Origin of the sequence: Sphingopyxis sp. Root1497, from assembly GCF_001427085.1 — a bacterium.
Taxonomy (GTDB): domain Bacteria; phylum Pseudomonadota; class Alphaproteobacteria; order Sphingomonadales; family Sphingomonadaceae; genus Sphingopyxis.
Genome location: NZ_LMGF01000004.1, coordinates 274133 through 298350, shown reverse-complemented (window position 1 = coordinate 298350; position 24218 = coordinate 274133). Strand labels below are relative to the sequence as shown.

Genomic DNA, 24218 nt, shown 5'->3' with positions numbered 1-24218 from the left:
CGGAGACCGTATCGGGCCTTCCCCGAATCGTCACATATGCCTAGCGTCATTCGATGGCCTACAGCCCCTTTGTCCCCCTGCGCGTCTTTTCCAGTTACACGATGCTGGAGGGGGCGATCGACCCGAAAGCCATTGCGAAAGCCGCGCGCGAGCGCGGATTTCCGGCGGTAGCGATCTGCGACCGCAACGGGCTGTATGGCGCAATGGCGTTCGGCGAGGCGTGCAAGGCGGCGGGCGTCCAGCCGATCGTCGGCATTTTCCTCAGCGTCGCGCGGCCCGGGCCGCGACTCGCCAATGTCGCGCCGCAGATCGACTGGATCGCTCTCTATGCGCAGGACGAGGCGGGCTATAACAATCTGTGCGCGCTGGTGTCCGATGCGCATCTCGGCCGCCCGGTCGACCAGGATCCGCATGTCACCTTCGCCAAGCTCGCGGGACGCACCGATGGGTTGATCTGCCTGACTGGCGGCGGGGAGGGCGCGCTCGTGAAATTGCTCGCGGGCGAACAGAAGACGGCGGCGGACGATTATATCGAACAGCTCGAAGCGCTGTTCGGCGGGCGGCTCTATATCGAGCTGTCGCGGCGCGGCGATGCGGCCGAGAAGGCGGCCGAAAAGGCGCTGATCGACATGGCCTATGCGCGCGCGCTGCCGATCGTTGCGACCAACCCGGCGTCGTTCGTCGAGCCGCAATTCCACGCCGCGCATGACGCGATGCTGTGCATCGCGCAATCGGCCTATGTCGAGAGCGAGGACCGGCGCGTGTCGAGCCCCGAAGCCTGGCTGAAGCCCGCCGAGGCGATGGAAGACGCGTTCTCGGATTTGCCCGAGGCGATGCGCAACAGCCTTGTCATTGCACAGCGCTGCGCCTTCATGGCACCCAAACGCGCGCCGATCCTGCCCAGCCTCGCCGGCGACCGCGAGGGCGAGGCGGCGCAGCTTGCTGTCGATGCGCGCGCTGGGCTGGAGGCGCGGCTGGCGCTTTATCCCGAACTCGGCGCCGAAGAGCGGCAGGCCTATGTCGAACGCCTCGACTTTGAGGTCGGGGTCATCGTCCAGATGGGTTTTCCCGGCTACTTCCTGATCGTTGCCGACTTCATCAAATGGGCCAAGGCGCATGATATCCCGGTCGGGCCGGGGCGCGGCTCGGGCGCGGGCAGCGTCGTCGCCTGGGCGCTGACGATCACCGATCTCGATCCGCTCAAGCTGGGGTTGCTGTTCGAACGCTTCCTCAATCCCGAACGCGTGTCGATGCCCGACTTCGATATCGACTTCTGCGAAACGCGGCGCGGCGAGGTGATCCGCTATGTGCAGGAGAAATATGGCCGCGATACCGTCGCGCAGATCATCACCTTCGGTAAGCTGAAGGCGCGGGCGGTGCTGAAGGACACCGGGCGCGTGCTCCAGATGAGCTATGGGCAGGTCGACCGGCTCGCGAAGCTGGTGCCCAACCATCCGACCGATCCCTGGACGCTCGAACGCGCGCTGAACGGCGTCGCCGAGCTGATGACCGAATATAAGCAGGACGACGGGGTGCGCCGGCTGTTCGACATGGCGCGCCAGCTCGAAGGCCTGCCGCGCCACAGTTCGACCCATGCCGCGGGCGTGGTGATCGGCGACCGGCCGCTCGACCAACTCGTCCCGCTCTACCGCGATCCGCGGTCGGACATGCCGGTGACGCAGTTCGACATGAAATATGTCGAGAGCGCGGGGCTGGTGAAGTTCGACTTTCTCGGTCTCAAGACGTTGTCGGTGCTCAAGGAAGCGAAGCGCCTGCTCGCGCTGCGCGGGATCGACGTCGATCTCGATACGCTCGAATGGGACGATGTGGCCGTGTACGAGCTGCTCCAGCGCGGCGAGACGGTCGGGGTGTTCCAGCTGGAATCCGAAGGCATGCGGCGTACGCTGGCGGCGGTGAAGCCGACCAATTTCGGCGACATCATCGCGCTTGTCGCGCTGTATCGCCCGGGGCCGATGGACAATATCCCGCTGTTCGGCGCGCGCAAGAACGGGCGCGAGGCGATCGCCTATCCGCACCCGCTGCTCGAGGGTATCCTCGCCGAAACCTACGGCATCTTCGTCTATCAGGAACAGGTGATGCAGGCGGCGCAGATTCTCGCCGGCTACAGCCTCGGCGGCGCAGATTTGCTGCGCCGCGCGATGGGCAAGAAGGTCCAGGCCGAGATGGACGCGCAGCGCGAGACCTTCGTCACGGGCTGCGGCGAGCATAACCAGATCGCGCCCAAGGCGGCGAACGAGCTGTTCGACTTGATCGACAAATTCGCGGGCTATGGCTTCAACAAGAGCCACGCGGCGGCTTATGCGCTGCTATCGTACCAGACGGCCTGGCTGAAGGCGCACCATCCGCACGAATTTTTCGCGGCATCGATGTCGTTCGACAGCCACCAGACCGACAAGCTTTCGATCTTCATCGACGACATGCGGCGGCTGGGCGTCGGCATCGCGCCGCCGTCGATCAACGACAGCGAGGCCGATTTTTCGGTCGGCGAAACCGACGAGGGATTGGCGGTGCGTTACGCGCTCGGCGCGCTGAAGGGGGTCGGCGAGAAGGCGATGGAAGCGCTGGTCGCCGAGCGCCGCGCGCATGGCGACTTCGCGAGCCTCGATGATTTTGCCGGACGGATCGACCCCAAACAGCTCAACCGGCGCCAGATCGAGGCGCTCGCGGGCGGCGGGGCGTTCGATCCGGTCGAGCCCGAACGGCCGCGCGCTTTTGCCGGGGCCGAGGCGCTGCTCGCCTGCGCCAACAGTTCGGCGCACGAGCGCTCGACCGGGCAGGGCGGGCTGTTCGGCGGCGACATCGCGATAGCCCCGGCGCTGCAACTCCCGACCGCCGAACCCTGGACGCTCGGCGAGCGGATGACGCGCGAGAAGGAGGCGTTCGGCTTTTATTTCTCGGCGCATCCGGTCGAGAATTATGAGGCGATCATCGCTGCGCGTGGGGCGCGGAGTTACGGTGACATCTGCACCAATGTCGCGATGACCCCGGGAACACGCATCCCGATGATGATGGCGGCGATGGTCGAAAGCGCGCGCCCGCGCATGTCGCAGCGCGGCAATCGTTTCCTCAACCTGACGCTGTCCGACCGTAGCGGTCAGTTCCAGTCGAGCTGCTTCGACGAGCAGGCGGGCAAGATATTGGAAGCGCTGGCGGTCGACGGCGGCTGTGCGATGCTGAGCGTCGAGCTCGATCTGCTCGAAGGCGAAGAGACGCCGCGCGTGACGGTGCGCGGGGCGCAGCCGCTCGCCGATATCGCCGCAACCGCCGCGTTGCAGCTCGAATGCCGGATCGAGACGGCGAGCGCGATCGCAGACCTCGCGCGCTTTGCCGAGCAGCGCGAGGATGCGCGCGGGACAATCGTCATCACGACGCTCGATCCCGATACCGGTCTGGATATCCGGATCAACCTCGGGCGCCGCTTTGCGCTCGACCCCGACCTCGTCGCGCGGCTCGAAACGGTCGCCGGGGTGACCGATCCAAAGCTGTCGCTCGTCGCACCGCGCGATTTTCGGGTGCGCTAGCCCGATGACGCGAACGACCCGTGGCTCCTGCCTCTGCGGCGCCGTCCGCTTCGAGATTTCGGGCGAGTTTGACGCCTTTTTCCTCTGTCACTGCTCACGGTGCCGGAAGGATAGCGGCTCGGCGCACGCAGCGAACCTGTTCTCGTCGAGCGCGACGATCGCCTGGCTGGCGGGGAAAGAGACCGCCAAATCCTGGCGCCTTCCCGGCACCCGCCACGAGCGGAGCTTTTGCAGCGAATGCGGCAGCGCGCTGCCGAGCGTGCAGATGGACGGCGCCATGCTTGTCGTGCCGGCGGGGAGCCTCGACGATCCGGTCGCCATCCGGCCGACCGCGCATATCAGCTGTGCGAGCCGCGCGGACTGGGATGTCGAACTGGAGCATGTCGCGAAACTGGACGGGCTGCCCGGCTGAGGCGCGCCGGTGACGCCGGGAAATGCGCCTTTGGCCTTGCGCGGCGCGCCCTGCCGCCTCTATCCCTAGGCAAAATTCTAAAGAGGATGCCCCTATGTCCATGCAAGGCCAGCCGTTACTCGTCACCAGCCTGATCGATCACGCCGCGCGTGAACATGCGTCGCGCGAAATCGTGTCGCGCTGGGCCGACGGCAGCGTAACGCGCTCGACCTGGGGCGAGGTCGGCAAGGATGCGCGCCGCTTCGCCGCAGCGATGGCGCGGCTGGGCATCGCCAAGGGCGACCGCATCGCGACGCTGGCGATGAACCACGGCCATCACTTGGTCAGCTGGTACGGCAGCGCGGGGTTGGGCGGGGTGTTGCACACCGTGAACCCGCGGCTGTTCGATGAGCAACTCGTTTACATCATCAACCACGCCGCGGATCGCGTGCTGTTGTTCGATGCGATGTTCCTGCCGATCGTCGAGCGACTGCGCGACCAGTTGCCGACGGTCGAGCATTTCATCCTGTTCGATGCGCCCGCGCAGGGCGATTATAAATCCTACCGCGATCTGATCGACGCCGAGGACAGCAGTTTCGAGTGGGTCGACCTCGACGAACGCGATCCGGTCGGACTCTGTTACACCAGCGGCACGACGGGCAATCCGAAGGGTGTGCTCTATGAGCATCGCTCGAACGTCATCCATGCGATCACCGAGATCCAGCCCGATGTGTTCGACATGTCGAACCGCAGCGTGGTGCTGCCGATCGTGCCGATGTTCCATGCCAACAGCTGGGGCATCCCCTTCGCCGCCGCGACGGTGGGCGCGAAGCTGGTGTTTTCGGCGAGCAACGATGCGCAGGTCCTTTGCGACCTGATCCATAATGAAGGCGTGACGCACAGCGCCGGCGTGCCGACGGTGTGGATCGCGATGTTCGCGCATATGGACAAGACCGGCATCGGCTATGGCAAGCTCGCGCGGGTGATCATCGGCGGTTCGGCGTGCCCGCGCGCCATGATCGAACGCTTCATGAAGGACGATATCGAGGTCGCCCACGCGTGGGGGATGACCGAAACGTCGCCGATCGGCACCATGGGCAAGCGCCCGTGGAACTGGGACGCGATGAGCTTCGACGAAAAGGTCGACAATGTCGCCAAGCAGGGTTGCCCGCCCTTTGGTGTCGAGCTGCGGATCGTTGATGACGAGGATCAGATCCTGCCGCGCGACGGCGAGACGAGCGGGCGGCTGCAGATCCGTGGCCCGTGGATCATCCAGCGCTATTACCGCGCCGATGAGGATGCGGCCGACGAAGACGGCTGGTTCGACACCGGCGATGTCGCGCTGATCCACCCCGATGGGGTCATGCAGATCACCGACCGCGCCAAGGACGTCATCAAGTCGGGCGGCGAATGGATCAGCTCGATCGAACTGGAAAATGCCGCGCTCGGTGCACCGGGGGTGCAGGAGGCGGCGGCGGTCGGCGTCTATCACCCCAAATGGGACGAACGGCCGGTGCTGTTGGTGGTGAAGAAGCCCGGCGCCGAGGTCAGCGAGGCGAGCATCACCGCCTATCTGGGCGACAAGATCGCCAAATGGTGGCTGCCCGACGAGGTGATCTTCGTCGACGCTCTGCCGCACACCGCGACCGGCAAGCTGCTCAAGCGCCAGCTGCGCGAGGATTATAAGGACTATCGGCTGAAGTCGCTGGCTGCGGCGTGATTAAATAGGGACAGTCCCTATTAATCTTGCCGATGCTGGCGGGATTTCGAAAATCGAGCCTGGGGATAGGCGATCATATGTGGCAACTGGCTATCTTTGCGTTGGCGTCCTCGGTTCCCGTTGGGGAGCCGAAGCTTAGCGTCGATGGCGAAGCCTTCGGGCCGCAACGAAGCCTGACCTGCACCTGGTTCACCAACTTCGAGAATAGCCGGTTTGAACAATGTCAGGACGCGACGGGAAAGCTGCTTCAAGAGGGCGACGGCGCGTCGATCAAATGCGTTCGGGACACATGCGCGCAATTGGACGCTGCAGCCCGAAAAGCAGCGGATTGGCGGAAGGCTGAGCCGCCTTGGGGAAGGTTTGCGGTAAAGTTGGTCGGACGCCTAAGCCTAAATCCGCGCGAGAAGCGCTATCTGGGCGACGCCACCCAAACTGTTCTCATCGAGGATATTACGAGCGTCAGCGTGTCGAAGTAGCGGCCCCGCCTCTCGCGGTGGCGAAAAGCTTTTAAAACAATTCCATCTGCCCGTCGCGTTCGGGCGGGCGGAACAGGTCGCAGCGGAGCGGCGGGAATTTCCGGTCCATGCCATGTTCGCGCGCGGCGCGTTTGACGCGGGTGCGGATCAGGTCGGCCCACACGCCCCGACCCTTCATGCGCGTCCCGAAATTCGGGTCGTTGTCCCGGCCGCCGCGAATGTCGCGGATCATGTGCATCACCTTGTCGGCGCGGTCGGGGTAGTGCGCCGCGAGCCAGGCGCGGAACAGCGGCGCGACCTCGTGCGGCAGGCGGACGAGGATATAGGAGGCGCGGATCGCGCCGGCCTCCGCCGCCGCGGCCATGATCGCCTCGATCTCATGATCGGTGATCGCGGGGATGACCGGCGAGATATTGACCTGTGTCGGCACGCCCGCGTCGATCAGCCTGCGGATCGCGGCGAGGCGGCGGCGCGGGTGCGGCGCGCGGGGTTCGAGGGTGCGGGCGAGCGCAGGGTCGAGGCTGGTGACCGAGACCGCGACGCCGATCAGCCCGTCCTTCGCCATGGCCGCGAGCAGGTCGATGTCGCGGAGCAGGCGGTCGGACTTGGTGGTGATGATCAGCGGATGCCTGGTCTCGGCGAGCACCTCGACCACCGCGCGGGTGATGCCCCATTCGCGCTCGATCGGCTGGTAACCGTCGGTGTTGGTGCCGATCGCCATGGGCGCGACCCGGTAATTGCGCTTGGCAAGCTCGGCACGCAGCAACTTCGCGGCGTCGGGCTTGGCGAAGAGGCGGCTTTCGAAATCGAGCCCGGGCGACAGGTCGTGGAAGGCGTGGGTCGGGCGCGCGAAGCAATAGATGCAGCCATGTTCGCAGCCGCGATAAGGGTTGATCGAACGGTCGAAACCGATGTCGGGCGAATTGTTGCGCGCGATGATGGTTTTCGGGTGCTCGACGGTGACGGTGGTGCGCAGGCGCGGCGCGTCGCCGTCGATCGCCTCGGCCTCGTCGAGCCAGTCGCCGTCGGCGGCGCGTTCGAGAGAGCCGGTGCGGGTGGGGCGCAGGTTGGTCGGCGCGCCGCGGCCGGCGATCGGGGGGAGGGGTTTGGGCGATTCCACTTGGCGAGGATATCGCGCCGGATGGAACAAAGGAAGAACATTTCTCTTCCATCGTCATTCCCGCGAAAGCGGGAACCCAGTTCCAGCAGCCAGGGTTAGCGCAATTTCGCTCTGGGTCCCGGCTTTCGCGGGGATGACTAATATGGTTGTTATTCGGTCAGCCGCGGCATCAGTTCCACGAAATTGCAGGGCTTGTGCCGGCTGTCGAGCTGAGTGGAGAGAATGCCCTCCCACGCGTCCTTCACCGCCCCCGTCGATCCCGGTAGCGCGAAGATATAGGTGCCGCGCGCGACCACCGCACAGGCGCGCGACTGGATCGTCGAGGTGCCGATGCTCTGATAGCTGAGCCAGCGGAAGAGTTCGCCGAAGCCCGGAATGTCCTTGCCGTCGAGCATGTGCAGCGCCTCGGGCGTCACGTCGCGGCCGGTGACCCCGGTGCCGCCGGTGGTGATCACGACGTCGACCGCCGGATCGTCGATCCAGTTGTGGAGGCGCGAGACGATCAGCGCCTTTTCGTCCCTGATGATCGCGCGGTCGGCGAGGATGTGCCCCGCGCCGGTGAGCAGTTCGACGAGTTTGTCGCCCGACCTGTCCTCGGCCGCGCTGCGGCTGTCCGAAATCGTCAGGACCGCGATGCGGACCCGCTTGAAAGCCAGGCTTTCGTCAATCGGCATTGGTGAGGCCGCTGGCGTAGGTCAGCTGCACCCGGTCCTTGGTATCGGGGAAGCGCGGCCACTTACCCTGCGCGAGCGCGGCGCGGCTGACCGAGGGCTTGCCCTGCTGCGCTTCGTACATCCAGTAGTTGCGCAGCACGATGCCAACATAGCCGCGCGTTTCCCAATAGGGGATCGATTCGATGTAGAGCAAAGGATCGCCTTGGTCGCGGACCTCGGTCTGCCAGCGCGCGATCGGCGCGGGGCCGGCATTATAGGCTGCAATCACTTTCGGCAGCTGGCCCCCAGTCGAGCCGTCGCGGCTGAGATATTCGAGGTAACGCTGGCCGAAGTCCATGTTGACCGCAGGGGTCTTGAGGTCGCCGGGTCCCGATGCGTCGCCGTTCCAGCGCGCGAGGTCGCGCGCGGTGCCGGGGCGGACCTGCATCAGCCCCATCGCGCCGGCGCCGCTGACCGCGGTACGCTGAAAGCGCGATTCCTGCAGCGTGTGGGCAAAGACGAGCGCGGGGTCGACCCGCCAGCCGCCATTGGGTTCCCATTTCGGCTGCGGATAGCGCGTCGCGGCGGCGAGTTTGCGCCCCTGCGGGGTGTTGTGGGCGAGATAGAGCTGGGTCTCGGGCAGGCTCAGGGCGCCGGCGATGCCGATCAGCCGCTCATGCTGTTCGGCGTTGCCGATGCGCGCCTGATGCCGGATCAGGTCGCCGGCATATTTGTCCTCGCCGATCTCGGCGAAGGCGATCGCGGCGCGGACATTGGATTGTTCCTCGAGCGCGCGCCAGGCGCTGCGGTCGGCGCGGACGGTCGGATTGTTGGATGGCTGGCCGAGCGTTTCGGCGGCGAGCAGTCCGTAGAAGGTTTCCTCGTTGGTCGCCGCGGAGCGCAGGCGCGGCTGGACCGCGGCGGGTTCGCCGGCCGCCATCGCGGCGCGCGCGGCCCAATAATAAGCGGCGGCGCGGAGTTCGCTGTCGGGCGCTTCCCTGGCGACGCGGTCGAAAGCGGCCAGCGCGGTGCGATAATCGTGGAGCCGCCAGGCGGCGAGGCCCTGCACCCACGCGCCTTGCGTGGCCCAGGCGCCGCCGTTGGCGGTGCAGGCGAGCGACAGGCGCAGCGCGTTCTGGTCGTCATTCTCGATATAATAGGACCAGGCGACTTTCTGCTGCCACTCGGCGCGCGAGTCGGGGCTGAGCTTGTCGAGGACCGCGTTGAGCAGCGCCTCGGCGCCGGCGGGATCGTCGTTCTTGATGCGGTCGGGGATGCTGCTGGCGAGGCCGCTGGCGAAGGGATCGCTGACGCTGTCGGCGCCGAGGCGGCGTGGGGCGCTGCCCGACCAGGACAGGCGCGTCTGATAGGGCAGGCTAGGCAGGTCGGTCGCGCCGCGCTTGGCGGCGAGGCGGCCGAGCTGTTCGGCCTGCGGCAGATTCGGCGAGCGCGACAGGATCGGCATGATGTCGGCGACTTCGGCCTTGGGGCTGTTCGGCCCGAGGAGCAGTTCGGCGCGCAGGAAGTCGGTGAGCGGACCGCTTTCGGTGCTGTCGAGCAGCGCCTTGGCGTCGGCCCAGCGCTGGGCGCGGATTGCGACGAGAACCTGCGAATAGAGCTGTTTCTGCTTGCCCGACAGGACCGACGGCACCGTCTGCGGCGCGGCGGTGAGCGGGTCTCCGGCGTCGGCCGCGATCGCGGGCGTTGCAACTGAAACAAGAAGCGATGCGGCGAGAGCCGCGGTCCATTTGATCATCTGTCAACGTCCCCGGTTGAACAGTTTGAGGCTATCCCAGGCCGCCGCTTTCTGGGCGGGCCGGGCCAGCAGCATTGCGGGATGCGCGATTGCCACCGCCTCCACCTTGCCGCCATCTTGGTTAATATCGAGTAAGTTTCCGCGCGCGTCGGGCAGCGCGATCTTTGCCGCCATCCGCACGATGTCGCTGCCGATCAGCAGCAATCGGCCGGGCCGTGCGAGGCGGAGGTGATGCCAGAGCAGGCGATCGAGTTCGCCCAGATCGCGCTCGTCGCAGCGGCCGCCGGGCGGACGGGTGACCGCAAGGCTGGCCATATAGCAGGCGTCGCGCGTCGTCCCGATCGCACGCAGCATCGCGTCGAGCAGTTTGCCGGCGGGGCCGGCGAACAGTTCGCCGTCGCGCTGGTCGTCGATTTCGGGCCAGGCGGTGAGCAGCATCAGCGGTGCGCCGGCGTCGCCGACGGGCAGCACGCGGCGCGCGTCCCACTGGCTGCCCGGCACATCGGGATGGTCGGCGAGCCAGCTTTGGAACGTCGCCCAATCCCCGGGCAACTCGACCGGGCCCTTGGCCACGGGCGCTGCGACGACCTCCTGACGCTGGAGGGCGGCGGGAAGGGGGGGGGCTTCGGGCTCGGCTGCGATCGCGGGCGCCATTTTCGGACGCGCGGGCGCGGGATCGTTCGCGGGCGGCGCAGCGAGCCAGCCCGCCGGCGTTTCGCCGACGAGCGCATCGACGCCCGCCAGCGACCACCAGTCGTTATAGCTCTCCGCCAACAAAGCTGAATTCGGCCCACCCATGTGATTTGTTCAAACAGGCAGTTGACGGACGCGTCAATTGGCGGGCATCGCAATTCGTGACAGAATGAGCGCAGGGCACGATGAATGTCCGGCGCCGGGACGGCAGAAAGGTTATTGCGGTGAGCGAACGGGAATCGATGCCCTATGACGTGGTTATCGTCGGGGCGGGTCCGGCGGGGCTTTCGGCGGCGATCCGGCTTAAGCAGCTGGCGAACGAAGCGGGCAGTGAATTGTCGGTCTGTATCCTTGAAAAGGGGTCCGAGGTCGGCGCGCATATCCTGTCGGGGGCGGTCATCGACCCCAAATCACTCGACGAGCTGCTGCCCGACTGGCGGACCTCGGGCTGCCCGCTTGCCGAGGTGCCGGTCAACGACAACCAGCATTGGGTGCTGACCAAAACCAAGAAGTTCGGGCTTCCCGAATTCATCTCGCCCGGCTTCATGCACAACAAGGGCACCTATACCGGCAGCCTCGGCAATCTGTGCCGCTGGCTCGCCGAACAGGCCGAGGGGCTGGGAGTCGAAATCTTCCCCGGCTTTCCCGCCGCGGAAATCCTTTATAACGACGATGGCTCGGTCAAGGGCGTCGCGACCGGCGACATGGGCGTCGCGCGCGACGGCAGCCACAAGGGCGACTACGCCCCCGGGCTCGAGCTCCATGCGAAATACACCTTCTTCGGCGAAGGCGTGCGCGGGCATCTGACCAAGATGCTCAAGCCACAGTTCGCGCTCGACAGCGATTGCGAGCCGCAGGTCTATGGCCTCGGCGTCAAGGAATTGTGGGACATCAAGCCCGAGAATCACGCCGAGGGCCGCGTCATCCACACGCAGGGCTGGCCGCTCGACAACAATGCCAATGGCGGCGGTTTTCTCTATCATCAGGCCAACGGGCAGGTCGCGCTGGGTTTCGTGACCTGGCTTAACTATCGCAATCCACACATCTCCCCGTTCCAGGAGATGCAGAAGTGGAAGACCCACCCCGAGATCGCCAGGATCCTGAAGGGCGGCAAGCGCGTGTCATACGGCGCGCGCGCGATCAGCGACGGCGGCTATCAGTCGGTGCCCAAGCTCGCCTTCCCGGGCGGCGCGCTGATCGGCGACAGCGCCGGTTTCCTGAACGTGCCGCGCATCAAGGGCACCCATACCGCGATGAAGTCGGGAATGATGGCGGCCGAAGCCGCGTTCGCGGCGGTGACCGCCGGGCGGACGAGCGACATGCTGACCGCCTATCAGGACGCCTATGACGACAGCTGGGTGAAGAAGGAACTCAGCGTCGTGCGCAACGTGCTGCCGCTCGTCGAGAAATGGGGCGACCTTGCGGGCACGATCCTGTCGGGCATGACGATGTGGCTCGAAACGCTGAAGATCAAGGTTCCGTTCACGATGAAGCATCATCCGGATAACGAGAGCCTCTATCGCGCCGACATGATGCCGAAGCCCGACTATCCCAAGCCGGACGGCGTGCTGACTTTCGATCGCCTGTCGTCGGTGTTCGTGTCGAACACCAACCATGAGGAAGACCAGCCGGTCCACCTGCAGCTCAAGGACCCGTCGATCCCGGTCGCGTATAATCTGCCGCTCTATGACGAACCCGCGCAGCGCTATTGCCCGGCGGGGGTGTACGAGATCGTTGGCGAAGCCGAAGGCGACCCGAAGTTCGTAATCAACGCGCAGAATTGCGTCCATTGCAAGACGTGCGACATCAAGGACCCGACCCAGAATATCAACTGGGTCACCCCCGAAGGCGGCGGAGGCCCCAATTATCCGAATATGTAAGTTTGGCCTGATCGCGGTCGCGGCGCTGGCGCCGTTCGCTGCGCAGGCGGCCGACGGCGGCGATGCCGCGCTGAACGCACTGGCCCGCGCGCGGCTGGCCGAGGATGCCGGCGATCCGCAGCAGGCGCTCGCCGCGCTGACCGCGGCGTCGAGCCTGATCCCCAACCTGCCCGGGCTGCGCGGGCGGATGCTCGAACAGGCGATCGACGCGGGTAATCTCGAGGCCGCGCGCGGCGCCGCGGCGCTGCTGTGGGCCGGCGGCGACCGCCGGTTCGATGCGCAACTGGTGCTGGTCACCGACGCGCTGCGCCGGTCGGACTGGAAAGCCGCGCGCGACTATGTCGCGGGTCGCGCCGACAAGACCGGCGGCGATGCGATCGCGCGGCTGGTGACGCCGCCCCTGAACAGCTGGATCGATGCGGGACTGCGCGAAAAGTCGCCCGAGCGGCATCTGCTCGACGCTGGCGGGCGCGGACTGCCGCAGCCGGCGTTCCAACTCGAAGCGGCGCTGGTCCAGCTTGCGACGGGGCGCAAGGCCGATGCGGTGGGGCTCGCCGACAAGGTGACGCTGACCGATCGCACGAGCCAGTTGGTCGCGGTTCGCCTTGCCGCGACGCTCGACAAGGCGGGCGAGAGTGATGCGGCGAAGCGGCTGCGTGGGCGGATCGCGCTGGCGGCCGGCGAGCGCGAAGATCCGGTGCTGTTGCTGCCCGACCAGCCGGTGATCAACCCGCGCGGCGGGGTGGCGCACTGGTTCGGCCTGCTCGCCGATGGCTTTGCGCGCACCCCGAACAGCAATCCGAAGATTCCGCTCCTCTTCGCGCGCGTCGCTTACTGGCTTGAAGGCAGCGACTGGCAGGCGCGGGCCGCGCTGGTCGAGGCGCTCGACCGCAACGAGCGCCAGGATGATGCGCTCGGCGTGCTGCAGGACGGCCGGGTGCCTCTGCCCGCGGTGCTGGTGATGCGGCAGGCCGAACTGCTGGCCGATGACGGCAAGACGGCCGAGGCGGTGGCGCTCGCCGAACGGGCGGTGGCAACCGACAAGCCGGCACGCACCTTGTTGGTGCGCTATGCCGATGTCGCGCGGCGCTCGAACGATCCGCGCGCCGCCGAGCGCGCCTATGCGCGGCTCGAGGCCGATCTGGGCGACGATGATTTCGACAAGGCGCTGCACGGCAGCATCTTGATCGCGCGCGCCGAACTGCTGTTGCAGGCGAACGACTGGGACGCGGCCGAACCATTGCTCGACAAGGCGATCGCGCTGCGCCCGGACGATCCGAACATCCTCAATTTCGTCGGCTACTCGTCGATCGAGCGGCGCAAGAATGTCGACAAGTCGCTCGCGCAGATCGAGGCGGCGTGGGCGCAGGACCCGCAAAGCGCGGCGGTCACCGACTCGCTCGGCTGGGCCTATTTCCTGACCGGGCGTGTCGATGAAGCGGTGCCGCTGCTCGAAAGGGCGCAAGGCGGCGATCCGGGCAATGCGGTGATCGTCGAGCATCTGGGCGATGCCTATTGGCAGGCGGGGCGGCGGTTCCAGGCGCGCTACACCTGGCGCGCCGCAGCGTTGCTGGCCGAGGCGGACATGGCGACGCGGATCGCGGCGAAACTGCGCGACGGGCTGACCCCCGCGACGACCGCACCATGACCGCGTTTGCCGAGACGGGCTGGGCGAAGATCAATCTCGCGCTGCATGTCCGCGCGCGACGGGCCGATGGCTATCACGAGATCGAGACTCTGTTCGCCTTCGTCGACCATGGCGACGGGATCGCGGCGCGGGTGGCCGAGGTCGATAGGCTGACGATCGACGGCGAATTTGCCGAGGGATTGAGCGCCGGGCCGGACAATCTGGTGCGGCGCGCAGTTGCCCTGCTCCGCGAACGCTATGGCGCCGACCGGGTGCCGCCGCTCGCGATCGAGCTGACCAAGCGGTTGCCCGTCGCGGCGGGGATCGGCGGCGGTTCGGCCGACGCCGCGGCGATGGCACGGCTGGTGCGAACACATTTCCTGCCCGAATTGGGCGACGCGACGCTGGCGCGGGTCGTCGCCCCGCTGGGCGCCGATGTCGCTGCGTGCGTCGCGAGCGCGACCTGCCTCGGCGTGGGGGTAGGCGAGCAACTCTCGCCGGTGCCCGAATTGCGCCTCGGCGATACCCCGGTGCTGCTGGTCAATCCGCGCGAGGCGGTGGCGACCGGGCCGGTGTTCGCGGCGTGGGACGGGATCGATCGCGGCGCGCTGTTCGGCGATCCGGCGGGGCGCGCGCAATTGTTCGCGGCGCGCAACGACCTGCAACGCGCGGCGATCGCGCAATGCCCCGCGATCGTCAGCGTCCTGACCGAACTCGGCGGGCTCAGCCCCTGGCTCGCGCGCATGTCGGGCTCGGGGGCGACCTGCTTCGCGCTGTTCGATGCGCTCGCCGAACGCGACGCGGCGTCGGTCAGGCTGGCGCAGAGCCACCCGCATTGGTGGCAGATGGCGGGGACGCTGCGATGAGCGAGGCGTGGGTTGCGCTCGGTAGCCCACGCGCGGGCGGAGTGCTGCTGATCGGGGACCATGCGTCGAACCATGTGCCCGCCGATATCGACCTCGGCATCGACCCGGCGTTGCTGACGCAGCATATCGCCATCGATCTTGGTGTGGCCGAGGTCGCGGCGCTGCTGGTCGAGGCGGCGGCGGTCGATGCCGCGATCCTCGGCGGGGTGTCGCGACTGGTGGTCGACTGCAACCGAGACGAGGACGCGCCCGGCGCGGTGCCGATCGCCAGCGACGGCCACGCGATCCCGGGCAATGCGCTGGATCATGATGGCCGCGAGGCACGGATCGCGCGCGTCTTCCGGCCCTATCACGACCATATCGCCGCGACGATCGCGGCGCAGCGTCCGGCGATGATCCTGTCGCTGCACAGCTTTACGCCATCGCTCGCGAGCGATCCGGATCAGGTCCGACCGTGGCAGGTCGGGGTGCTCTACAATGAGGACGACCGGCTGGCGGCGCCCGCGATCGCGGCGCTGGAGGGCGAGGGACTGATCGTCGGCGACCAGCTTCCCTATTCGGGCAAGCTTCTGAACGCGACGATGAATCGGCATGCCGAGGCCAACGGGATTCCCTATGTCGGGATCGAGATGCGGCAGGATCTGGCGCGCGACGCGGCGGGGCAGGCGCTGTTCGCCGAACGGCTTGCTCGCATGTGCAACAAACTGGCATTGAACATCGCAGAATAGGTGTGTAGAGGCGCCTTTCTTCGCCGAATTTTGAAATATTATTATCAGGACTGCTCAAAATGCCTTCATATCGTTCGCGCACCACCACCCATGGCCGCAACATGGCGGGCGCTCGCGGCCTCTGGCGCGCGACCGGGATGAAGGACAGCGACTTCGGCAAGCCGATCATCGCGGTGGTCAACAGCTTCACGCAATTCGTGCCGGGCCATGTCCATCTGAAGGACCTCGGCCAGATGGTCGCGCGCGAGATCGAGGCGCATGGCGGGGTCGCCAAGGAATTCAACACGATCGCGGTCGATGACGGCATCGCGATGGGCCATGACGGCATGCTCTACAGCCTGCCTAGCCGCGACCTGATCGCCGACAGCGTCGAATATATGGTCAACGCGCATTGCGCCGACGCGATGGTGTGCATTTCGAACTGCGACAAGATCACGCCGGGCATGCTGATGGCGGCGCTGCGCATCAATATTCCCGTCGTCTTCGTGTCGGGCGGCCCGATGGAGGCGGGCAAGGTCGTGCTCAAGGGCAAGACCGTCGCGCTCGACCTCGTCGATGCGATGGTCGCCGCGGCGGATGAGAAATATAGCGATGAGGAAGTGCTGGCGATCGAACAGGCGGCGTGTCCGACCTGCGGCAGTTGTTCGGGCATGTTCACCGCCAATTCGATGAACTGCCTGACCGAAGCTTTGGGACTGTCGCTGCCGGGCAACGGCTCGACGCTGGCGACGCACGCCGACCGTAAAGCTTTGTTTTTGAACGCCGGTCGCCTCGTCGTCGACATGTGCCGCCGCCATTATGAGCAGGACGACGACAGCGTGTTGCCGCGCAATATCGCGACCTTCGAAGCGTTCGAAAATGCGATGAGCCTCGACATCGCGATGGGCGGGTCGACCAACACGGTGCTGCACCTGCTCGCCGCGGCGTTCGAGGCCGGGGTCGATTTCACCATGGCCGACATCGACCGGCTGTCGCGCCGCGTGCCGTGCCTGTCGAAGGTCGCGCCGGCGAAAAGCGACGTCCATATGGAGGATGTCCACCGCGCCGGCGGGATCATGGCGATCCTCGGCCAGCTTGAGCGCGCCGGGCTGCTTCACGCGCACCTGCCGACGGTGCACAGTGCGACCTTGGGCGATGCGCTCAACAAATGGGATATTTCGCGGACCAACGACCCCGAGGTCCAGAAATTCTTCATGGCGGCGCCCGGGGGCGTGCCGACGCAGGTCGCGTTCAGCCAGGACCGGCGCTGGGACGACCTCGACCTCGACCGCGAGGCAGGCGTGATCCGCTCGGCCGAGCATGCGTTCAGCCAGGATGGCGGGCTGGCGGTATTGTCGGGCAATGTCGCGCTCGACGGCTGCATCGTGAAGACCGCCGGGGTCGACGAGAGCATCCTGAAATTTTCGGGTCCTGCGAAGGTCTATGAAAGCCAGGATGCTGCGGTCGCCGGAATCCTGACCGGGCAGGTCGAGACGGGTGACGTCGTCGTCATCCGCTACGAAGGGCCGAAGGGCGGGCCGGGCATGCAGGAAATGCTCTATCCGACGAGCTATCTCAAATCGAAAGGGCTGGGCGCCGCCTGCGCTTTGATCACCGACGGGCGGTTTTCCGGCGGCACCTCGGGGCTGTCGATCGGCCATGTTTCGCCCGAAGCGGCCGAGGGCGGGACGATCGGGCTGGTCGAGAATGGCGATCTGATCAACATCGACATTCCGTCGCGGACGATCACGCTTGCGGTCGCCGACAGCGTGCTGGCCGAGCGTCGCGCCGTGATGGAGGCGAAGGGGGAGGCTGCCTGGCAGCCCGAGAAAGCGCGTCCGCGCAAGGTTTCGGTAGCACTTCAGGCTTATGCCGCGATGACGACCAGCGCCGCACGCGGCGCGGTGCGCGATCTTTCGCAGCTAAAGGGGGGCAAGGGTTGAGGACTATCGGACTGGCGGCGCTGCCGCTGTTGTTGCTCGCGGCGTGCGACCGCGCCCCCGACAATGCCAAGCTCGCCGAAACCGAAGCGAAGCAATCGCGTGATGCGGCGAATGACGGGCGCATCGAATGCGCGCTCGAAGGCGCGAAGCTGTTCGACCGCACCTGCACGGTGCAGGAAATGAACGGCGAAGCGGGCACCATATTGGTGGTCGGGCGCGGCGACGTCGGTTATCGGCGTTTGCAGATCACCACCGACGGGCGCGGGGTGATTTCGGCCGACGGGTCCGAACAAGCGACGGTGACGATCATCGGCGAAGGCATGATCGAGGTCGCGATCGGAGCGGACAAGTATCGTTTGCCGGCGGATACGGGCGGGGTCGACTAAGCCTTGCGGGGCATGGACATTCTGTCGCTGCTCGGCCTGTTTCTTTCCGTGGTTTTTGCCGCTCTGGCCTGGCGTCGGACGCGCGGACTTCCTGAAGCGAGCGTCATTCGATGGCTCGCACCGCTCTTCGTCGTCGCGGCCGTCCCCCTCGGCATTTTTGCCTGGTGGGGGCAATATACGCCCGCCGGGCGCCGCGCTTTCGACGAAATGGATGGCCTCTATCCGCTCGCGGCGGGCGTGTTGACCCTGTTGCTGACTGCGACCGCGGCGCTTGTCGGCATATGGGCGAGGCGTCAGGCCGGCCGGTAGCGGAGGCCGTTGCTCGCGAAACCTCCCTTTGCGTCGAACGCACTCCAGATTTCCCCCCACTTGAAGGTCATGGGGGATTTCCAGTTCGGACCGAGGCCGAGATTTTCGGCCAGCGCCTTGCGAACAAAGGCGATCTCGGCATCGATGGCGCCGCGCGTTGGCCAGCCGTCCTCTTCCGCCGCATCCGGCAGCGTCACGCCCCAGCCGGCTTGTTCCAGTCCTGGAAACATAGCGAGACGATCGCCGGGTGGCCGCCAAAACTCAGGCCGTGCAGGTATAGCCATGCATATCCATTGCCATGGTCTCGCGACCTTTCGACGAGATGGGTGATCTGCGGCTCGATCTCGGCACGGGTTTGATAGGGGGCGAAGCGTGCTTCGCCCACGCAAAGGTTGCCGGAACCCGGTTCGATCGAAAAGGCGGACGTCATGCGGCGATATTCCCCTGTCCCCGAAACCCTGGAATACAAACCTATCGCGGCTTTGCGGGACGTCAACAACCGGGCGTGCCGGTTCGGGGCATCGGCGACCAGGACGCGTATAATGTTCTGCATCGACGGCAAACGCGCTACGACAAGGAAATGGTCATTCCCCGCGACGCCCCGATCCTGACCACCGCCGCGATGCGTGCGGCAGAGGCGGCGTGCGTGGAGGCCGGGACCTCGCTGTCCGAATTGATGGACCGGGCCGGCGCGGCGGTGGCCGACACGGCATGGCGTATGGCGGCGGGCGGGCCGGTGCTGATCCTGTGCGGGCCGGGCAATAATGGCGGCGATGGCTATGTGGCGGCGCGTTTGCTTGCCGAGCGTGGCGCGGTGGTGCGGGTTGCCGCGCTGGCCGGACCGGCGACCGATCTGGCGCGCGCGGCGCGGGCGCTGTGGGGCGGGCCGGTCGAGGCGCTGACGGGCGATACGGGCCCGGCGCCACTGATCGTCGATGCCCTGTTCGGCGTCGGATTGACGCGGCCGATCGGCGGCGACCTCGCGGCGATCTTGCGGAGCTTCGCCGGGCGTCGCGTGCTGGCGGTCGATGTGCCGAGCGGGGTCGATGGCGATGGGGTTCACGACTGGACACCGCCGCTGTCCGCCGATGTGACGCTCGCCCTGGGGGCGCTCAAGCCCGCGCATGTGCTGCTGCCGGCTGCGCCGCATTGCGGGCGGGTTTTGTTGGCGGCGATCGGGATCGCGGCCGAGCGAGCGATGCGGAGCGCGGCGCTGCCCTTGATCGTCGCACCCGGCGCCACCGCGCACAAGTTCAACCGCGGGATGGTGTTGGTCCGGTCGGGGCCAATGTCCGGTGCCGCGCGGCTGACCGCCGCCGCGGCGCTGCGGAGCGGGGCGGGTTATGTCGTGCTGAGCGGCGCCGACGATGCGCCTTTCGATGCGATCATTGCCGAAGAGGCGGCGCGCTATGGCAAGCGGCTGGGCGATGCGCGGGTCGGCGCGGTGATCGTCGGGCCGGGTTATCCGGTGGGCGAAGGACTGGACCGCGATGTTGCGGCGGCGCTCGATGGGGGCAAGCCGCTTGTGCTCGATGCCGCTGCCATCGCTGCCGCTCTGCCGCGCCTGCGCGCGTCCCGTGGCGCGGTGCCCGCGATCCTGACCCCGCATGAGGGCGAGTTCGCCAAGGCCTTTCCGGGGCTGGCGGGCAGCAAGATCGATCGCGCCAAGGCCGCCGCCGCCGATGCGGGCGCGGTCGTCATCTACAAGGGCGCCGACACCGTGATCGCCGCGCCCGATGGCCGCGTCGTCGCGGCCTGGCCGGGCAGCCCCTGGCTCGCCACGGCGGGGACGGGCGACGTCCTCGCGGGGGCATGCGGGGCGATGCTGGCGCGCGGCGGCGATGCTTTTGATGCGGCGGTTTCGGCAGTGGGCTGGCATATTGCGCGCGCGCAGGCTATCGGCCCCGGCCTCGTGGCCGACGATCTGGCGGCCGACGACCTGGCGAAAGACTGACGTGACCGAAACAGCCCTGATTACCCGTATCGCCGCGCGCGGCGATGGCGTGACCGCCGATGGCCGCCATGTGATGGGCGCGGTGCCGGGCGACCATGTCCGCGACGACGGCATCATCGTCCCCGGCCCCAACCGTGCCGAACCTCCGTGCCGTCATTTTGGCAAATGCGGCGGGTGCCAGATGCAGCACGTCGCCGAACCCGCGCTCGCCGACTATGTGCGCGATCGGGTGATCGGCGGGCTGGCGGGGCAGGAGGTTTCGGCCAGCGAGGTGCTGCCCGCGCTGCTGTCGCCGCCGGCCAGCCGCCGCCGCGCGGCGCTGACCGCGCTGCGCACCGGCAAGCAGGTCGCGATCGGTTTCAACGCGGCGCAGAGCAACCAGATCGTTGACATGCGGATGTGCCCGCTGTTGCTGCCCGAACTGTTCGCGCTCGTCGCGCCGGTGCGCGAATTGCTGGTGCTGATCGCGCCGCCGCGGCGCCCGGTGAAGGTCAAGATGCAGATGCTCGACCAAGGCGTCGAACTGGTGCTCGAAGGCGTGAAGGCCGAAGGCCTCGACGCGGCGATGGCGCTGCAGGATTTCGCAGGGGCGAACCGGCTGGCGCGCTTCGTCATCGACCAGGGCGACGGGTATGAGACGCTGTGGCAGCCCGATCCGCCGACGGTGCGCTTCGGCGGCATCGCGGTCGAGGTTCCGCCCTTCGCGTTTCTGCAGCCGACGGCGGTCGGGCAGGAGGCGCTGATCGAGGCCGTGACGAGGGCGATCGGCGATGCACCGGCGGTCGCCGACCTGTTTGCGGGGGTCGGGACCTTCGCGCTGTCGGTGCAGGCGGGGCGGAAAGTCTATGCCGCCGAGGGGGGGCGCGATGCGGTCGCGGCGCTGACGGGGGCGGCGAACCGGGCGCGGGCGCTGGTCGCGAGCGAGCATCGCGACCTGTTCCGGCGGCCACTGGTGCCGGCCGAACTCAACCGCTTCGGCGCGGTGATCCTCGATCCGCCGCGCGCCGGCGCCGAGGAGCAGGCGAAGGAACTGGCAGCGTCAGCCGTGCCGGCGATCGCCTATGTCAGCTGCAACCCCGCGAGCTTTGCGCGCGATGCGAAGATATTGGTCGCGGGCGGCTATCGCCTCGACTGGGTGCAGCCGGTCGGGCAGTTCCGCTGGTCGACGCATGTCGAACTGGCGGGACGGTTTTCGAAATAGCCGTCGCCCCCGCCTTCGCGAGGGCGACGTCCCAGATCAATGCAGCACGAAGCCCATGAACGCATGCACGCACAGCGCGAGCAGCGCGAGGCTCGCCAGCGCGAAGATGCCGAAGCGCCACATCACGCGGTTGACCGTCGCCTGGATGATGCTGTGCAGGATGCGCAGACCGACATAGGCCCAGGCGATCTGGGTGTTGAGGCCGCCGCCCAGACCGCCGATCGCGAGCGCCAGCGCGACCGCGTAGAACACCGTCGGCTGTTCCATCAGATGGTTATAGTTGTGCGCCTTCCACTGGACTTCGGGCGGCAACACCTCGTCTAGGCTCTTGCCGGTGCCGCCGACCAGCTTCGCGGCGTCGATCTTGGCGCGACTCATCGCGGGGATGCGCGTCGCGTACATCCACACCCACATCACCATCGACCATAGCGCGAGCGTCGCGACCGGCCCCAATATCGCGTTGGTTTCCATATTCTTCTCTCCCCCTCAACCCAAAGTTGCGATCACCGCCAGCAAGGCGAGCGCCAGCAGGCACAACGTCGACGCGGCAAAAATGGCAAAGCGCACCGGGATGCGGTTCACCGTCGCCTGCCAGAAACTGTGGATGACGCGCAGCGCGACATAGGTCCAGGCGATCCACACAACATAGGCGGGATAACCGCCGACCGCGTGCAGGATCAGGATGACCGCATAGAAAAGCGTCGGCTGTTCGAGCAGGTGCGTATAATTATGCGATTTCCAGTTGGCGAGCGGCGGCAATATGCCTTCGAGGTCGCCGCCGCGGCCGCCGGGAGGGGCCGCCTTCAGGTCGATCCCCGACTTCGCCAGCGCGCGGAATCGTGATACCGCGACCCACACCAGCATGATTAGCGTCCACAGGATCAGCACCGCGCCCGGCGCGAGAATATTCGGCGTCATCTGCTTCCCCCTTTTGTTTGGCGACGATGCTAGGGCTGGTCCGCCACAATGCAAGACTTCCTCGTCATTGCGAGCGAAGCGAAGCAATCCAGAGCGGTTTACGCGGCCTCTGGATTGCCACGTCGCCTCCGGCTCCTCGCAATGACGATGCTTATTGGTTTTGCCGCGCCGCCACCTCGGCCCGGATCGCGGTGCCATCGCCGTCGATCCGGGGAGCGAAGCCGATATCGCGCGGCGGCGCGGCGCCATATTTCACCGGCGGCTGCATCTCGTAAAAGCTGCCGACATCGGGATGGGTCCGGTGGCGAAAAAAGCCCGTCTCGGCGAGGTGGGGGTCCTCGCGAATGTCCTGCAGGTCGCGCACCGCCATCGCGGGAATATCATTCTCGGCGAACAGCGCGAGCCATTCGTCGGTCGTTTTCGCCGGGGTCTGGTGCGCGATCTCGGTGTAGACGAGCTGCATATGCTCTCCCTTCGCCTTCGCCGCCTCGAACGCCGGGGTGCCGAGCAACGGCGCGCTGCCGAACAGCGCGAGCAGGCGCGCGGTCGAATCGGGGGTATAGGGGACGATCGCCACATAACCGTCCTTGGTCGGGAAGGGCTGGCGCGTCGGGTCGAGCTGGCGCGGGTACCCCGCCGGACCGATTGGCGGGTCGAGCGTGTCGTCACGCAGATGCTCGACCATCATGAAGCTGGTGAAACATTCGAACATCGCGACCTCGACCGCCTGCCCCTCGCCGGTGCGCAATTTGTGGATCAGCGCGGCGAGGATTGCCTGCGCGCCATATTGGCCCGCCACTTTATCCGCGATCAGCGAAGGCAGATAGCGCGGGCGCGGGTCGCCGTCGACGCGCGGCAACAGGCTGGTGGTGCCCGTCGCGGCCTGAATGACGTCGTCATAGGCCTGCAAATCCGCGTAAGGACCGTCTTGTCCGAAGCCGGTGCCATGGACATAGATGATGTCGGGCTTGATCGCCTTGCAGCCGTCATAATCGAAGCCGAGCCGCGCGATCGCCTTGCCGCGGACATTGTGGAAGAACACGTCGGCGGTCGCGATCAGGTCGCGCAGCACCGCGGCGTCCTCCGCCTTCTTGAGGTCGAGCGCGATCGACCTTTTGCCGCGATTGACGGTCAGGTGGACCGACCCCATCGTCGGGTCGGGAATGCCGTTGCCGAGGTAGCGCGAGATATCGCCCAGCCCCGGCGCCTCGACCTTGATCACCTCGGCGCCCAGGTCGGCGAGCATCTGGGTCGCATAGGGGCCGAAGATGACCGTCGTCAGGTCGATGATGCGGATGCCTTCGAGCATGGTCATGCAACAGTTCCGGTAATCACGCCGCGTCTCTCCTCCGCCCGTTTCTTTGGGCGACGATAGAATGATTGCGAAGTGAAACGGAAGAGGCGATTGGCGCGCGGACCAAGTTTATGAGGGGCGCGGTGCGTCGAGCAGATCCTCGATGAACAGCGACACCAGCATGGCCTGGCTGCTGACCCCGGCCTTGGCGTAAATCTGGCTGAGCTGCGAGCGCACCGTGCCGGTCGCCGCGCCGCGCAGCCGGGCGATCGCGGCGACGTCGCAGCCCTTGAGCGCGAACAGCGCGACTTCGCCTTCGCCCGGGGTCAGTCCCCATTCGTCGAAGCGCAGCGCGATATGGTCGGCGAGCGCGCCGCGGGCATCGGCGAGTGCCCGGTCCTGTCGATGCAGTTCGGCGGTGATCCGGCGGATGTAGCGCGACCCCATCACGACTCCGCCGAGCAGGGCGAAGGCGACGATGCATTCCATGACGATCTCGGCGGTGATGCCTTGGCGCAGCTCGGTGAACAGGTCGTCGATGCCGTCGACGACGAAGTAGATGGCGGCAACCGCTTGAAGCGCGAGGGTGGCGACCGGGAGCGCGACGCGCCGGTCGGTCAGCAGTTGGGCAGGCGGGTTCGGTTCGGGCTGCGGCATATGGCTCCCACTTATGTCGTGGAATTTGAGCGCCTGCTTATAGGCGCGATCGGCCGTCGGGCCTAGCCGCCGGGAAATGGCCGACCGTCGACGGCGGCGGCGCCGCGGGCTTTCATGCCTTTGTC

Annotated in this window: 23 protein-coding genes; 13 read left to right on the top strand and 10 right to left on the bottom strand. The window is 66.8% G+C overall.

All coding sequences use genetic code 11. The annotated features are described in order from the left end of the window. Positions 1-53: 53 nt before the first annotated feature. The 4 genes from dnaE to ASD67_RS12945 all read left to right on the top strand — a co-directional run bounded on the left by dnaE (position 54) and on the right by ASD67_RS12945 (position 6129). The gene (gene dnaE / locus ASD67_RS12960) at positions 54-3542 is read left to right on the top strand and encodes a DNA polymerase III subunit alpha (protein ID WP_056347835.1); all 3489 of its coding nucleotides are present in this window, start codon (positions 54-56) and stop codon (positions 3540-3542) included. A 4-nt stretch (positions 3543-3546) separates the two neighbouring features. Continuing rightward, positions 3547-3954 (top strand): GFA family protein, encoded by a 408-nt coding sequence (locus ASD67_RS12955; RefSeq protein WP_056347834.1) that lies wholly within the window; start codon positions 3547-3549, stop codon positions 3952-3954. Positions 3955-4048: 94 nt separating this feature from the next. Next, positions 4049-5653 (top strand): long-chain fatty acid--CoA ligase, encoded by a 1605-nt coding sequence (locus tag ASD67_RS12950; protein ID WP_056347831.1) that lies wholly within the window; start codon positions 4049-4051, stop codon positions 5651-5653. A 26-nt stretch (positions 5654-5679) separates the two neighbouring features. Next, positions 5680-6129 carry a hypothetical protein gene (locus tag ASD67_RS12945; RefSeq protein ID WP_156377707.1) on the top strand — a complete coding sequence of 150 codons (450 nt, stop codon included), beginning with the start codon at positions 5680-5682 and terminating at the stop codon, positions 6127-6129. 31 nt (positions 6130-6160) lie between these two features. Here ASD67_RS12945 and ASD67_RS12940 read toward each other — a convergent pair whose 3' ends face one another. The 4 genes from ASD67_RS12940 to ASD67_RS12925 form a co-directional block, all read right to left on the bottom strand. Continuing rightward, positions 6161-7249 (bottom strand): PA0069 family radical SAM protein, encoded by a 1089-nt coding sequence (locus ASD67_RS12940; protein ID WP_200938024.1) that lies wholly within the window; start codon positions 7247-7249, stop codon positions 6161-6163. Between the two features lie 149 nt (positions 7250-7398). Beyond that, complete coding sequence (gene moaB / locus ASD67_RS12935; protein ID WP_056347828.1) at positions 7399-7923, bottom strand: molybdenum cofactor biosynthesis protein B; 525 nt, start codon at positions 7921-7923, stop codon at positions 7399-7401. Further along, on the bottom strand, positions 7913-9658 hold the full coding sequence (locus ASD67_RS12930) for a lytic transglycosylase domain-containing protein (protein WP_056347826.1): 1746 nt from the start codon (positions 9656-9658) through the stop codon (positions 7913-7915). Before ASD67_RS12930 ends, moaB begins: the two co-directional genes overlap by 11 nt. 3 nt (positions 9659-9661) lie before the next feature. Continuing rightward, the gene (locus tag ASD67_RS12925) at positions 9662-10432 is read right to left on the bottom strand and encodes a uracil-DNA glycosylase family protein (RefSeq protein ID WP_235535673.1); all 771 of its coding nucleotides are present in this window, start codon (positions 10430-10432) and stop codon (positions 9662-9664) included. A gap of 143 nt (positions 10433-10575) precedes the next feature. Between ASD67_RS12925 and ASD67_RS12920 the strand changes: the two genes are divergently transcribed. From ASD67_RS12920 to ASD67_RS12890, 7 genes are all read left to right on the top strand, one after another. Further along, positions 10576-12231 carry an electron transfer flavoprotein-ubiquinone oxidoreductase gene (locus ASD67_RS12920; protein WP_056348498.1) on the top strand — a complete coding sequence of 552 codons (1656 nt, stop codon included), beginning with the start codon at positions 10576-10578 and terminating at the stop codon, positions 12229-12231. A gap of 187 nt (positions 12232-12418) precedes the next feature. Continuing rightward, positions 12419-13879: a tetratricopeptide repeat protein gene (locus ASD67_RS12915; RefSeq protein WP_056347822.1), complete on the top strand. Its 1461-nt coding sequence runs from the start codon at positions 12419-12421 to the stop codon at positions 13877-13879. Next, positions 13876-14724 (top strand): 4-(cytidine 5'-diphospho)-2-C-methyl-D-erythritol kinase, encoded by an 849-nt coding sequence (locus ASD67_RS12910; RefSeq protein WP_056347820.1) that lies wholly within the window; start codon positions 13876-13878, stop codon positions 14722-14724. The genes ASD67_RS12915 and ASD67_RS12910 overlap by 4 nt, the downstream gene beginning before the upstream one ends. Then, the gene (locus ASD67_RS12905) at positions 14721-15452 is read left to right on the top strand and encodes an N-formylglutamate amidohydrolase (protein WP_056347818.1); all 732 of its coding nucleotides are present in this window, start codon (positions 14721-14723) and stop codon (positions 15450-15452) included. Before ASD67_RS12910 ends, ASD67_RS12905 begins: the two co-directional genes overlap by 4 nt. A gap of 59 nt (positions 15453-15511) precedes the next feature. Continuing rightward, positions 15512-17374, top strand: a complete 1863-nt coding sequence (gene ilvD / locus ASD67_RS12900) for a dihydroxy-acid dehydratase (RefSeq protein WP_056347815.1) — start codon at positions 15512-15514, stop codon at positions 17372-17374. Next, positions 17371-17760 (top strand): hypothetical protein, encoded by a 390-nt coding sequence (locus ASD67_RS12895; RefSeq protein WP_187141544.1) that lies wholly within the window; start codon positions 17371-17373, stop codon positions 17758-17760. The genes ilvD and ASD67_RS12895 overlap by 4 nt, the downstream gene beginning before the upstream one ends. A 12-nt stretch (positions 17761-17772) precedes the next feature. Continuing rightward, positions 17773-18069 (top strand): hypothetical protein, encoded by a 297-nt coding sequence (locus ASD67_RS12890; RefSeq protein WP_056347813.1) that lies wholly within the window; start codon positions 17773-17775, stop codon positions 18067-18069. Here the strand turns inward: ASD67_RS12890 and ASD67_RS12885 are convergent. Both ASD67_RS12885 and ASD67_RS12880 read right to left on the bottom strand, forming a co-directional pair. Continuing rightward, on the bottom strand, positions 18054-18266 hold the full coding sequence (locus tag ASD67_RS12885) for a hypothetical protein (RefSeq protein ID WP_056347810.1): 213 nt from the start codon (positions 18264-18266) through the stop codon (positions 18054-18056). The genes ASD67_RS12890 and ASD67_RS12885 overlap by 16 nt on opposite strands. Next, the gene (locus tag ASD67_RS12880) at positions 18263-18499 is read right to left on the bottom strand and encodes a hypothetical protein (protein ID WP_056347808.1); all 237 of its coding nucleotides are present in this window, start codon (positions 18497-18499) and stop codon (positions 18263-18265) included. The genes ASD67_RS12885 and ASD67_RS12880 overlap by 4 nt, the downstream gene beginning before the upstream one ends. Positions 18500-18574: 75 nt before the next feature. On the opposite strand from ASD67_RS12880, the gene ASD67_RS12875 reads away from it, so the two are divergent. Next, entirely contained in the window at positions 18575-20023 is a 1449-nt protein-coding gene (locus ASD67_RS12875) for an NAD(P)H-hydrate epimerase (RefSeq protein ID WP_327197020.1), read from the top strand. A 1-nt stretch (position 20024) separates the two neighbouring features. Beyond that, positions 20025-21224, top strand: a complete 1200-nt coding sequence (locus tag ASD67_RS12870; RefSeq protein ID WP_056347804.1) for a class I SAM-dependent RNA methyltransferase — start codon at positions 20025-20027, stop codon at positions 21222-21224. 36 nt (positions 21225-21260) lie between these two features. On the opposite strand, the gene ASD67_RS12865 is transcribed toward ASD67_RS12870, so the two are convergent. From ASD67_RS12865 to ASD67_RS12850, 4 genes are all read right to left on the bottom strand, one after another. After that, the gene (locus ASD67_RS12865) at positions 21261-21695 is read right to left on the bottom strand and encodes an MAPEG family protein (protein WP_056347802.1); all 435 of its coding nucleotides are present in this window, start codon (positions 21693-21695) and stop codon (positions 21261-21263) included. A gap of 15 nt (positions 21696-21710) precedes the next feature. Next, a complete protein-coding gene (locus ASD67_RS12860; protein WP_056347800.1) occupies positions 21711-22142 on the bottom strand; it encodes an MAPEG family protein in 432 nt (143 codons plus the stop codon). 151 nt (positions 22143-22293) lie between these two features. Beyond that, entirely contained in the window at positions 22294-23457 is a 1164-nt protein-coding gene (locus ASD67_RS12855) for a CaiB/BaiF CoA transferase family protein (RefSeq protein ID WP_056347798.1), read from the bottom strand. A gap of 108 nt (positions 23458-23565) precedes the next feature. After that, positions 23566-24093, bottom strand: a complete 528-nt coding sequence (locus ASD67_RS12850) for a helix-turn-helix transcriptional regulator (RefSeq protein WP_056347796.1) — start codon at positions 24091-24093, stop codon at positions 23566-23568. Between the last annotated feature and the right edge of the window lie 125 nt (positions 24094-24218).

Excerpts from the sequence above, each read along its gene's own strand:
- dnaE (WP_056347835.1), top strand. The coding sequence starts at position 54 with ATGGCCTACAGCCCCTTTGTCCCCCTGCGCGTCTTTTCCAGTTACACG.
- ASD67_RS12955 (WP_056347834.1), top strand. The coding sequence starts at position 3,547 with ATGACGCGAACGACCCGTGGCTCCTGCCTCTGCGGCGCCGTCCGCTTC.
- ASD67_RS12950 (WP_056347831.1), top strand. The coding sequence starts at position 4,049 with ATGTCCATGCAAGGCCAGCCGTTACTCGTCACCAGCCTGATCGATCAC.
- moaB (WP_056347828.1), bottom strand. The coding sequence starts at position 7,923 with ATGCCGATTGACGAAAGCCTGGCTTTCAAGCGGGTCCGCATCGCGGTC.
- ASD67_RS12930 (WP_056347826.1), bottom strand. The coding sequence starts at position 9,658 with ATGATCAAATGGACCGCGGCTCTCGCCGCATCGCTTCTTGTTTCAGTT.
- ASD67_RS12915 (WP_056347822.1), top strand. The coding sequence starts at position 12,419 with ATGCTCGAACAGGCGATCGACGCGGGTAATCTCGAGGCCGCGCGCGGC.
- ASD67_RS12910 (WP_056347820.1), top strand. The coding sequence starts at position 13,876 with ATGACCGCGTTTGCCGAGACGGGCTGGGCGAAGATCAATCTCGCGCTG.
- ASD67_RS12905 (WP_056347818.1), top strand. The coding sequence starts at position 14,721 with ATGAGCGAGGCGTGGGTTGCGCTCGGTAGCCCACGCGCGGGCGGAGTG.
- ilvD (WP_056347815.1), top strand. The coding sequence starts at position 15,512 with ATGCCTTCATATCGTTCGCGCACCACCACCCATGGCCGCAACATGGCG.
- ASD67_RS12890 (WP_056347813.1), top strand. The coding sequence starts at position 17,773 with ATGGACATTCTGTCGCTGCTCGGCCTGTTTCTTTCCGTGGTTTTTGCC.
- ASD67_RS12880 (WP_056347808.1), bottom strand. The coding sequence starts at position 18,499 with ATGACGTCCGCCTTTTCGATCGAACCGGGTTCCGGCAACCTTTGCGTG.
- ASD67_RS12865 (WP_056347802.1), bottom strand. The coding sequence starts at position 21,695 with ATGGAAACCAACGCGATATTGGGGCCGGTCGCGACGCTCGCGCTATGG.
- ASD67_RS12860 (WP_056347800.1), bottom strand. The coding sequence starts at position 22,142 with ATGACGCCGAATATTCTCGCGCCGGGCGCGGTGCTGATCCTGTGGACG.
- ASD67_RS12855 (WP_056347798.1), bottom strand. The coding sequence starts at position 23,457 with ATGACCATGCTCGAAGGCATCCGCATCATCGACCTGACGACGGTCATC.
- ASD67_RS12850 (WP_056347796.1), bottom strand. The coding sequence starts at position 24,093 with ATGCCGCAGCCCGAACCGAACCCGCCTGCCCAACTGCTGACCGACCGG.